Origin of the sequence: Pseudoalteromonas sp. CF6-2 (genome assembly GCF_021729425.1) — a bacterium.
Classification (GTDB): domain Bacteria; phylum Pseudomonadota; class Gammaproteobacteria; order Enterobacterales; family Alteromonadaceae; genus Pseudoalteromonas; species Pseudoalteromonas arabiensis.
The window spans coordinates 3,585,711-3,595,000 of record NZ_CP091442.1; the positions used below are offsets into that span (position 1 = coordinate 3,585,711).

The 9,290-nt window shown below is 43.9% G+C and carries 5 protein-coding genes, 1 tRNA gene and 2 rRNA genes (1 of these 8 only partly in view); 5 read left to right on the plus strand and 3 right to left on the minus strand.

Annotated elements, in window-relative coordinates:
* Positions 1–7: 7 nt before the first annotated feature.
* The 5 genes from L3Q70_RS16585 (at position 8) to L3Q70_RS16605 (ending at position 5,538) form a co-directional block, all read left to right on the plus strand.
* On the plus strand, positions 8–1,411 hold the full coding sequence (locus tag L3Q70_RS16585) for a sigma-54 dependent transcriptional regulator (RefSeq protein ID WP_237114639.1): 1,404 nt from the start codon (positions 8–10) through the stop codon (positions 1,409–1,411).
* 3 nt (positions 1,412–1,414) lie between these two features.
* Complete coding sequence (locus L3Q70_RS16590) at positions 1,415–2,719, plus strand: ATP-binding protein (RefSeq protein ID WP_237114640.1); 1,305 nt, start codon at positions 1,415–1,417, stop codon at positions 2,717–2,719.
* Between the two features lie 85 nt (positions 2,720–2,804).
* Positions 2,805–3,344, plus strand: coding sequence for a hypothetical protein (locus L3Q70_RS16595; RefSeq protein ID WP_083515222.1), 540 nt, complete (start codon positions 2,805–2,807; stop codon positions 3,342–3,344).
* Positions 3,345–3,462: 118 nt separating this feature from the next.
* A complete protein-coding gene (locus L3Q70_RS16600) occupies positions 3,463–4,740 on the plus strand; it encodes a LysM peptidoglycan-binding domain-containing protein (RefSeq protein WP_062567061.1) in 1,278 nt (425 codons plus the stop codon).
* Between the two features lie 93 nt (positions 4,741–4,833).
* Positions 4,834–5,538, plus strand: a complete 705-nt coding sequence (locus L3Q70_RS16605) for a hypothetical protein (RefSeq protein WP_237114641.1) — start codon at positions 4,834–4,836, stop codon at positions 5,536–5,538.
* Between the two features lie 331 nt (positions 5,539–5,869).
* Here L3Q70_RS16605 and rrf read toward each other — a convergent pair.
* From rrf to L3Q70_RS16620, 3 genes are all read right to left on the minus strand, one after another.
* Positions 5,870–5,984: ribosomal RNA gene (gene rrf / locus L3Q70_RS16610) — 5S ribosomal RNA — on the minus strand.
* Between the two features lie 121 nt (positions 5,985–6,105).
* Positions 6,106–8,990 (minus strand): 23S ribosomal RNA (locus tag L3Q70_RS16615).
* A gap of 285 nt (positions 8,991–9,275) precedes the next feature.
* Positions 9,276–9,290: transfer RNA gene (locus L3Q70_RS16620), tRNA-Ala, on the minus strand (it continues 61 nt past the right edge of the window).

The window sequence follows — 9,290 nt, forward strand, 5'->3', positions numbered from 1 at the left end:
AACAGCTATGAAACAAGCAGGATCAATTCTTATCGTCGATGATAACCCTGACGTACTTATCGCCGCACGATTACTTCTAAAACAACATTATCAGGTTGTAAAAACCACAGATAACCCCTTTGATATAGAAGCTATCATTAGCGCACAGCATGAGGCTGATCAGGCTATTGATGTTGTATTACTTGATATGAACTTCACGCAAGATTCAATTAGTGGCAAAGAAGGATTCTACTGGCTTAAAAAAATAATGAGCCAAGATACTAATATTGCAGTGTTACTAATGACGGCCTACAGCGATATTCAGCTAGCTGTCGAAGCAATTAAGGCTGGTGCCTCCGACTTTATTGCCAAGCCTTGGCAGAATGAGCAATTACTCGGTGCTGTAGCGGCGGCATTTTCACACGCTAAAGACAAACAGCAAGTTGGTAAGCTCACAAAACAAAAGCAGGCCTTGCAGCAGTCAATCGGCAATCAACCATTTGAGTTTTTAGGCCAAAGTGATGCCATGCAGCAGGTTTTTTCGGTTATCGACAAAGCAGCCAACACAGATGCCAACATATTGATTAGTGGCGAAAGTGGCACAGGTAAAGAACTCACCGCACATGCAATCCACAATGCAAGCCAGCGCCAAAGCCAACCCTTCATAAGCCTAGACATGGGCTCACTAGCCGAAAGCCTGTTTGAAAGCGAACTATTTGGCCATAAAAAAGGGGCGTTTACTGGCGCGAAAGAAGATCGCATTGGCCGATTTGAGCTGGCCCATGGTGGTAGTTTATTTTTAGACGAGCTAGGTAATTTACCGCTTAACCAACAAGTTAAACTACTTGCGGCACTACAAAACAGGCAAATAACACCGGTTGGTGGCTCAAAAGTCATCGATATTGATATTCGTTTGATCTGTGCAACCAATGAAAACCTCGAACAAGCAGTGACTGAAGGTAAATTTAGGCAAGACTTACTGTACCGTGTTAATACCGTAGAGATCCGTTTGCCAGCTCTGCGTGAGCGCAGTGAAGACATTCCATTACTGTGTAACTACTACTTGCAGCACTTTGCACATAAATACAAACGTGAGCTCTCGATTGCAGCATCTGATATGACACGTTTAAGTCAGTATCATTGGCCAGGCAATGTCCGTGAACTTGCCCATGCAATTGAGCGAGCAGTCATCCTCTCAGAAGGTTCAGAGCTCGATATAAGCTCAGTGATAAGCTCACCAAGTACCGCTGTTAGCACAAATGAGCTTTCTACAAACGCCGCTGACTATGACACTTTTGATCTTGAAATCATCGAACAGAGAACCGTTCGTGCAGCTTTAAAGCATTTTCAAGGGAACGTGAGTCACGCAGCTAAAGCACTCGGTCTAACACGCGGAGCCATGTATCGACGTTTAGAAAAATACGGACTTTAATCGATGGGAAGTTTCATTAGCTTAGCCAGCCTATTAGCTGCATTAATAGGTTTATCAATTGCTTTGTTTTGGCAAATAGACCAAAGCGGATTTTCAGCAATTTCGGTACTTTTAGTTATTTTAAATGTGACATGTGCTGCACAAATTTTTAATTTATTTAAACGCCAAACAAGGCGTGCAGATAGGGTGATTCGCGCTTTAGCAAATGGAGACAGCACATTAGGCTTTGGCGATAAACATCCTATGCAGCAGCAATTTGAGCAGGTTAAACAACAAATTCAGGCTGCGCGTTTTAATGCAGAGCAACAAGCCCAGTTCTTACAAGCGTTATTAATTCATATCGATTTAGCGGTATTAGTATGTGATGATCAAGGCAATATTATTGAAAGCAATCCAGCGGTCAGTCGTTTACTTGGGCAATCTGTAAAGCACATCGATGATTTAGGTGTAATAGCAAACCTAGTCCAAGGCGCTAAACAAAGTAGCCGTAATACCGTGCCATGGCAAAATGGTGAGCAGCACGATACGCTATCTGTGCAGATCAGTATTGCCGAAATCCAAGGTAAAGTTCGTAAAGTGATCAGTTTGCAATCTATTCATGATCAGCTGCAATTAAAAGAACAACAAGCATATAAACGCCTCACCAAAGTACTAACCCATGAAATTGCTAATTCGATTACACCACTCTCTTCATTAGCACAAACTTGTACGGCGCTGCTGCCAAATGAGCTTTGTTTTGATGATCAGGAAGATAAACAAGACCTGCAACTTGCCTTAACAACACTGGCATCACGAACCGAGCATTTAGGGGAGTTTATAGCGCAATTTAAAAAGGTTAGTAGCTTACCTGCCCCACACTTACAGCCACATATTTTGGCAGATCTTGCCAAACAAGTTGTAGCACTTCACTCACAACAGGCTAAGCAACTTAATATTACTTTGAGTTTATCGGTGCAAAGCCAACAGTTAGTAATGATAGATAGAGGCCAAGTTGAGCAAGTGATGATAAACCTGCTGAAAAATGCCCTTGATGTACTAAAGCAGTTAAATAATCCAGAGTCAGCAAAGTGCATTGAGGTAAGCATTGCACAAAATGCTAATCAGCAACTGTATTTAGAGGTCAGCGACAATGGTACAGGTATCAGCGATCATGTGATCGAGATGATTTTTGTGCCATTTTTTACTACCAAGCAACAAGGCTCAGGAATAGGCTTAAGCTTATCACGCCAGATCATGCTTAATCATGGCGGCGATTTGGTATATATCAAACGCCAACAAGGAGCCTGCTTTCGCTGTGTGTTCGGTTAACTTACATCGTTAGAACACTTACTTACAATTTGCTAAGGCGCTGTTTGGTATCATCTACCCATTAACGTTTAATGGATTAACCAATATGAAGTATCTCGCCTTAGCACTCTTTTCTTCATTAACCTTCATTCCTGCTACAAGCTTTGCTGGCATTTATGACAGCCCAGATATGAATTTGTTTGTTAAATCAGAGCATAATAGTACTGATTCAATCACCTCGGCAGGCATCGAATTTATGACTAAAGTTAACCGCAGCAATTTCGGCGCAGCATTTACAACGGCACTAGGCTCAGCTGAAGTGTTCACTAAAAAAGGTGATCGGGAAACATTTCTAACCTTAGACACAGGCATAAAATTTGGCTATTTCAGTGACTTTTTTGCCTATGGCGAAGTGGGCTTAGATTTAATTGAGCTTGCTGTTTACGACGACCGAGATGACCATGATTACAGCGACCACTTTGATGATGACCACAATAATATTGATGGCTATGTTGGTGTGGGCATGGGCGTTGACTCAAAGCCATTCAGAATAGAGATCTATGCCAGAGCCCGAGAAATAGACAGCCGCTATTGGGAAGCACAAAACCATGGCTACGCAGGGTTACAAGTTAGTATTTCGTTTTAATTTCAATTGGGTGAGTGAGTTAGGGAGTTGTTAATCTAATGGTCATTTTTAGCTCACCCTATGTTAAGCTTAGGCGCTTTAGTTTACCCGCACCTAAGTTAACGGAGTATTTTAATACGTGTTTTTCAATCGATTTTTAGGCCTTGTTGTTGTTTCTATTATTTTAACAGGCTGTCAGACTGCCCCTGAGTCTCTTCCCGAAAAGAAGCCCGCCATCAAAGCCAACCCAGGTACTGTGGTTGCTGAAGCTAAAACAGCACAAGCCGACGCGGTGACACCGCTAAAACCAAGTGAACTTGATGACGTATGGCAGCGTATTCGCATTCAACTGCAATTTAGCGATTCAAGCCACCCTGATGTGCAAAAACGCATCGCTTGGTACCTTACTCACCCAAACTACATGGAAGAAATAAGCCGCCGTGCAGCGCCGTATTTGTATCATATCGTCACAGAAGTAGAAAACCGTGACTTACCGATAGAACTCGCCCTGATGCCACTTATAGAGAGTGATTTTGATGCCAGTGCCTATTCACATAAACATGCTTCAGGTTTGTGGCAATTAACACCCTCTCTTGCTAAATATTTCAAAGTAAAAATTACCCCTTGGTATGATGGTCGCCAAGATGTAATTGACAGCACACGTGCAGCCCTCGATTTTATGGAATACCTTTATAAACGCTTTGATGGCGATTGGTATCACGCTATTGCTGCGTACAATATTGGTGAAGGACGGGTGCTACAAGCTATTGCTCGTAATAAAAAACAAGGTAAGTCGACGGACTTCTTTAGTTTAAAGCTGCCATCGCAAACTAAACACTACGTGCCTAAGCTACTGGCCGCAGCACAATTATTAAAGCATCAAAAAATGATATTCCCTGCGATTAAGAATGAGCAGGCTATTGCAACCTTACCTGTGACTGGTGCCGTGATCTTGGCAGATAAAGCGAAATGGCAAGAGCTTGAAGAGCTAAACCATGGTGTTATCCGTTACCCTGCTGTAATTGATGCGCCGCATATTGTGGTCCCAAAAGAGCAGCAAGCACATTATCAAAGTCTATTAACTAATCAAAAGAGCAATGATTATAGCCAGTGGCAACATTACACAGTTAAACGCGGTGATAGCTTAAGTGTGATCGCAAAGAACTATAAAGTAACCGTTAGCCAGCTCAAAGCTTTTAATAACTTAAAAACAAATACGATTCGTATAGGCCAAAAGCTTATATTACCGCAATTAGCTGATCAACAAATCGAGTATAAGGTGAAACCTGGCGACAGTCTTTGGAAAATAGCTAAACAATACAAGGTCAGTATCACTAAGCTTAAACAATGGAATAACCTTTCAAGAGATAGCTTAAGAGTGGGTGAAAAGCTCACCGTATTTATTTCAAACAGCTAATAACTCAAACAGGGAGAAATACTCCCTGTTTCTTTTTGTATGCAATTTAATCTGCATGTTTTATAGTCTATAAAAAACAACAAATACAAGACTATGGACAATCAAAAGCAGGATATCATTAAATCAAATAATGACTCAGATATAGTATCCACAAACCTGTGTGCACAACCAAGCAACATAAATAAGCCCGAAGCTTGGTTAACCAACGAACGGCTAAACCTTTTTCTCGCATTGTGCGCTATTATAATTTCAGCAGCCTCCTTTTATGCCACTTACTTACAAGCCAACTCCGCAGAGCGGCAAGTAAAAGCCGCAACATGGCCATGGCTCGAAGTTATGACAGGGAATTTTGATGAGGAAAAAAATTCGCAAGAAATCACTTTTTACATTAAAAATTCAGGCTCAGGCCCAGCCATTATTAAATACGTTAAATTCTTCCATGATGAAAAATCGTATAGCAATGTATTCAAATTAATAAAAGACTGCTGCTTTGATATTTATGCTTATGAAGCACAGTTAAATGAACTGCAAAAAGAGTCAACTGACATCAATTTCTTTGAAACATTCGGTTGGTTATACACCGGCGTTAGTAATAACCGATTATTAGCCTCAGGCGCTGAACTTAATCTTTTTGGTTTTAAGAAAACAGGTTTCAATACAACTCAGTGGGACAAGGTGAATAAGCAACGCATGAATATCAAAACCGAGATCTGCTATTGCTCGTTGTTAGAACAATGCTACTTAAGCGATGGTCGCGGAGATGTGAAAGAAATAGAGCAGTGTGATATAGCAAGATAGTTGCACTCAATTTAAACGCCGTGACATTTTCTGGGCTTGGATGTCCTGCTTGCACATGGCAAATGCCACACTATGCCTACAAGGATAGAAGTAGTAGGGTCTTGGTTGGGTGTTTTATTTTTCTACAGGCAACAAAAAACCCGACTCTTTCGAATCGGGTTTCTCTAATTAGGAGCCATGGTGCGCTACGCAGTAGGATGTCCTACTTTCACATGGCGAATGCCACACTATGCCTACAAGGATAGAAGTAGTAGGGTCTTGGTTGGGTGTTTTATTTTTCTACAGGCAACAAAAAACCCGACTCTTTCGAATCGGGTTTCTCTAATTAGGAGCCTGGCGATGTCCTACTTTCACATGGCAAATGCCACACTATCATCGGCGCTGTTTCGTTTCACTACTGAGTTCGGCATGGGGTCAGGTGGGTCCAAAACGCTATTGTCACCAAGCATATTCTGTTTGTTAATCGCCTTAGCAATTAACTAAAATTCGGAATTCTGATAATCGTAAATCTACTTTAGTATACTAACTTCTGTCTGTTACGCTGCCACAAAACGCGTTTGGCGTTGTATGGTTAAGCCTCACGGGTAATTAGTACAGGTTAGCTTAATGGCTCACACCACTTCCACACCCTGCCTATCAACGTTGTAGTCTTCAACGGCCCTTCAGAGACTTTAAAAGTCTAGTGAGAACTCATCTCGAGGCCTGCTTCGCGCTTAGATGCTTTCAGCGCTTATCAGTTCCGAACGTAGCTACCGGGCAGTGCCATTGGCATGACAACCCGAACACCAGCGGTTCGTTCACTCCGGTCCTCTCGTACTAGGAGCAACCCCTCTCAATTCTCAAACGCCCACGGCAGATAGGGACCGAACTGTCTCACGACGTTCTAAACCCAGCTCGCGTACCACTTTAAATGGCGAACAGCCATACCCTTGGGACCGACTTCAGCCCCAGGATGTGATGAGCCGACATCGAGGTGCCAAACACCGCCGTCGATATGAACTCTTGGGCGGTATCAGCCTGTTATCCCCGGAGTACCTTTTATCCGTTGAGCGATGGCCCTTCCATTCAGAACCACCGGATCACTATGACCTACTTTCGTACCTGCTCGACGTGTCTGTCTCGCAGTTAAGCTGGCTTCTACCATTACACTAACCGTACGATGTCCGACCGTACTTAGCCAACCTTCGTGCTCCTCCGTTACTCTTTGGGAGGAGACCGCCCCAGTCAAACTACCCACCAGGCACTGTCCGTAATCCCGATCAGGGACCAACGTTAGAACATCAAAACTACAAGGGTGGTATTTCAAGGACGGCTCCACAAAGACTAGCGTCTCTGCTTCAAAGCCTCCCACCTATCCTACACATGTAGGTTCAATGTTCAGTGCCAAGCTGTAGTAAAGGTTCACGGGGTCTTTCCGTCTAGCCGCGGGTACACAGCATCTTCACTGCGATTTCAATTTCACTGAGTCTCGGGTGGAGACAGCGTGGCCATGGTTACACCATTCGTGCAGGTCGGAACTTACCCGACAAGGAATTTCGCTACCTTAGGACCGTTATAGTTACGGCCGCCGTTTACCGGGGCTTCGATCAAGAGCTTCGTCCGAAAACTAACCCCATCAATTAACCTTCCGGCACCGGGCAGGTGTCACACCGTATACGTCATCTTGCGATTTTGCACAGTGCTGTGTTTTTAATAAACAGTCCCAGCCACCTGGTCACTGCGGCTCCCGTCCGCTTAGAGAGCAAGTCTCATCACAGATAGGAGCGTACCTTCTCCCGAAGTTACGGTACGATTTTGCCTAGTTCCTTCACCCGAGTTCTCTCAAGCGCCTTAGTATTCTCTACCTGACCACCTGTGTCGGTTTGGGGTACGATTCGGTATAATCTGAAGCTTAGAGGCTTTTCCTGGAAGTATGGCATCAACAACTTCACACCCTTGGGTGCTCGTCTCGTGTCTCAGTCTTAAGAGTCCGGATTTTCCTAAACTCTCAACCTACTCACTTTCACATGGACAACCAACGCCATGCTTGTTTAGCCTGCTCCGTCCCCCCATCGCAATTATACCAAGTACGGGAATATTAACCCGTTTCCCATCGACTACGCCTTTCGGCCTCGCCTTAGGGGTCGACTTACCCTACCCTGATTAACATGGGATAGGAACCCTTGGTCTTCCGGCGTGCGGGTTTTTCACCCGCATTATCGTTACTCATGTCAGCATTCGCACTTCTGATACCTCCAGCATACCTCCCGGTACACCTTCAACGGCTTACAGAACGCTCCCCTACCACTCAAACAAAGTTTGAATCCGCAGCTTCGGTGCATAGTTTAGCCCCGTTACATCTTCCGCGCAGACCGACTCGACCAGTGAGCTATTACGCTTTCTTTAAAGGATGGCTGCTTCTAAGCCAACCTCCTGGCTGTCTGGGCCTTTCCACATCGTTTCCCACTTAACTATGACTTTGGGACCTTAGCTGGCGGTCTGGGTTGTTTCCCTCTTCACGACGGACGTTAGCACCCGCCGTGTGTCTCCCGGATAGTACTTTACGGTATTCGGAGTTTGCAAAGGGTTGGTAAGTCGGGATGACCCCCTAGCCTTAACAGTGCTCTACCCCCGTAAGTATTCGTCCGAGGCTCTACCTAAATAGATTTCGGGGAGAACCAGCTATCTCCCGGTTTGATTAGCCTTTCACTCCTAGCCACAGGTCATCCCCTAACTTTTCAACGTTAGTGGGTTCGGTCCTCCAGTTGATGTTACTCAACCTTCAACCTGCCCATGGCTAGATCACCGGGTTTCGGGTCTATACCTTGCAACTCAACGCGCAGTTAACGCTCGCTTTCACTACGGCTACCCTAATCGGTTAACCTCGCTACAAAATATAAGTCGCTGACCCATTATACAAAAGGTACGCAGTCACATAACAAGTATGCTCCTACTGCTTGTACGTACACGGTTTCAGGTTCTATTTCACTCCCCTCACAGGGGTTCTTTTCGCCTTTCCCTCACGGTACTGGTTCACTATCGGTCAGTTGGGAGTATTTAGCCTTAGATGATGGTCCACCTATATTCAGTCAAAGTTTCACGTGCTCCGACCTACTCGATTTCACTTAGATTGCATTTTCGTGTACGGGACTATCACCCTGTATCGTCAAACTTTCCAGAATGTTTCACTAACACAAAATAAGCTTAAGGGCTGGTCCGGTTTCGCTCGCCGCTACTTCCGGAATCTCGGTTGATTTCTGTTCCTACGGGTACTTAGATGTTTCAGTTCTCCGCGTTCGCCTCTTACACCTATGTATTCAGTGCAAGATACCTGCAAGCAGGTGGGTTTCCCCATTCGGAAATCCTAGTCTCAAGCGCTTTTTACTAGCTTGACTAGGCTTATCGCAAGTTAATACGTCCTTCATCGCCTCCAACTGCCAAGGCATCCACCGTGTACGCTTAGTCACTTAACCATACAACCCAAACGGGTCTTTGTTAGTGACAGCTGTTAACTTCGCCAGAAGTTAATTCATCAAATAATGATGAGAATACTAAAGTAGATACCAATTAATCATAAATGATTAATGGCATTTTTTTACTTTTGAAAACTCTTTATAGATACGAATATCTATAAGAATTTTAATATCAGCTTTCCAAATTTTTAAAGAGCAAGAGAATTAACTTCTCAAAATTAAACACACTCTATTCTCAAGCAGTTTATTACCTGATTAAGAATGTTTATTTTTAAGGAGTAAAAGTGGTGGAGCTAAGCA

Bases quoted from the DNA above. Each gene is read 5' to 3' on its own strand.
- L3Q70_RS16590 (WP_237114640.1), top strand. From the start codon at position 1,415: ATGGGAAGTTTCATTAGCTTAGCCAGCCTATTAGCTGCATTAATAGGT.
- L3Q70_RS16585 (WP_237114639.1), top strand. From the start codon at position 8: ATGAAACAAGCAGGATCAATTCTTATCGTCGATGATAACCCTGACGTA.
- L3Q70_RS16605 (WP_237114641.1), top strand. From the start codon at position 4,834: ATGGACAATCAAAAGCAGGATATCATTAAATCAAATAATGACTCAGAT.
- L3Q70_RS16595 (WP_083515222.1), top strand. From the start codon at position 2,805: ATGAAGTATCTCGCCTTAGCACTCTTTTCTTCATTAACCTTCATTCCT.